Here is a 1,619-nt window from a genome sequence, read left to right on the forward strand (position 1 = left end):
AGTTCCGCTTGAAGGAGCCCAGGATTCGTACTCCTAGCCCCATGCTGGGGCAGGCTATGTTTATCTGCGTTCCTTCTGCCTTGTGGCAGCGGAACTAGTCGCTGGCTTCGGTATGGCTTGTTTTCGTCCCTGTCTGAAAATGATCCGGGGGGTGATGCCGCCGAAGGCAGTGACATACTCCAGACTGCTAATAGGAACCTGACCCACACAGGATGTGTGAGGTCTCAAGTAATGTGGATGCCAGCGTGAAGTATGTCCGACCACCAGCGATGAAATAAGTCTCACACTCGTTCAATTCGCTAGGAGGTCTGGCATGACCTACGACTATGTCATCGGCATGGACGTTGGCAAATACTTTCACCACGCTTGCGTCTTAGATATCGACGGCGCCCAAGTGCTATCAAAGCGTATCAACCAAAACGAAAAATCCCTGCGCACACTCTTTTCAACGTTTAGCGCAAACGACCACAAGGTCCTTGTCGTCGTGGACCAGCCCAATAACATTGGGCGACTAACTGTCGCAGTTGCCCAAGACATCGGAATCGACGTGCGCTACCTTCCAGGTTTGGCTATGCGCCAACTCTCACGCATCCACGCTGGTAATGCCAAAACTGATATCCGGGATGCATATATCATCGCCCACGCTGCAAAGAACCTTCCGGAATCCCTCCGCAGTGTCGACCGCGTCGAAGAAGCCTTCCTCCAGTTGAAAGTCCTCAACGGCATCGACGAAGACTTAGCACGCTCCTACACCAGGCTCATCAATCAGATTCGAAGTGCACTAGTTGGCTGCTACCCGCAATTCGAACAAGCCCTTCGCGGCCAGGTGATCCACCGCAAATGGGTTCTGCACCTACTTGCACGCTACGGCGGGCCCACCAAAATAAAGCGCCTCGGAAAAGCCAAAGCAGCTGCCTTCGCTCGACGCTATAAGGCACGCAATCCCGAGCCCGTCATCGATGCCATATTCGCTGCCATCTCTGAGCAAACAGTCGCCATTGCTGGTGCACAATATGCCGAAATGGGCGTAGCAATGTCGGCGAAGGACGCGCTTTTAAAGCTCGAGCACCGCAAACAAATCGAGCAGGAAGTCATCGAGCTCATCAACGACATCCCCCACACTCAAATCCTGCTATCCATGCCAGGAATCGGGCCGAAGACGGCTGCCCAAATTCTCATGACCGCGGGCGACATGTCCGACTTCCCGACAGCTGGGCACCTAGCCTCTTACGCTGGCTTATCACCCCGAACGAATCAGTCCGGAACCTCAATCATGTCGAACTCACTGAACAGAGCTGGCAATAAAAAATTAAAGAACGCCCTATGGCAATCATCCTTTGCATCCATCAGATTCCACGAGCGTTCACGGCAATTCTATGAACGAAAGCGCCGTGAAGGCAAGAGACACAACGCTGCAGTCGTAGCGCTAGCCCGCAGACGGCTCAACGTCCTATACGCCATGATGAGCAACCACGAGTACTACCGCGATCCCGACCAATCACAGGAAGTCGAAGCAGCCTAAACCTCAAGAACCAAACAGCCGACTGGGAAACCCCAGTCGGCTAACAGCCATGCCAGAAAACAACACGGCCAAACAACCCCGGCTGAAAAATCAACCC

1 protein-coding gene is annotated in these 1,619 nt (G+C 53.6%); it reads left to right on the plus strand.

What is annotated here, in order from left to right; translation table 11 throughout:
• The first annotated feature begins 313 nt into the window (after nucleotides 1–313).
• Nucleotides 314–1,522 carry an IS110 family RNA-guided transposase gene (locus ACZ6ZO_RS12805; RefSeq protein WP_272707699.1) on the plus strand — a complete coding sequence of 403 codons (1,209 nt, stop codon included), beginning with the start codon at nucleotides 314–316 and terminating at the stop codon, nucleotides 1,520–1,522.
• The last annotated feature ends 97 nt before the right edge of the window (nucleotides 1,523–1,619 follow it).

The organism is Corynebacterium sp. NPDC104732 (genome assembly GCF_055583565.1).

Excerpts from the sequence above, each read along its gene's own strand:
- ACZ6ZO_RS12805 (WP_272707699.1), top strand. The coding sequence starts at position 314 with ATGACCTACGACTATGTCATCGGCATGGACGTTGGCAAATACTTTCAC.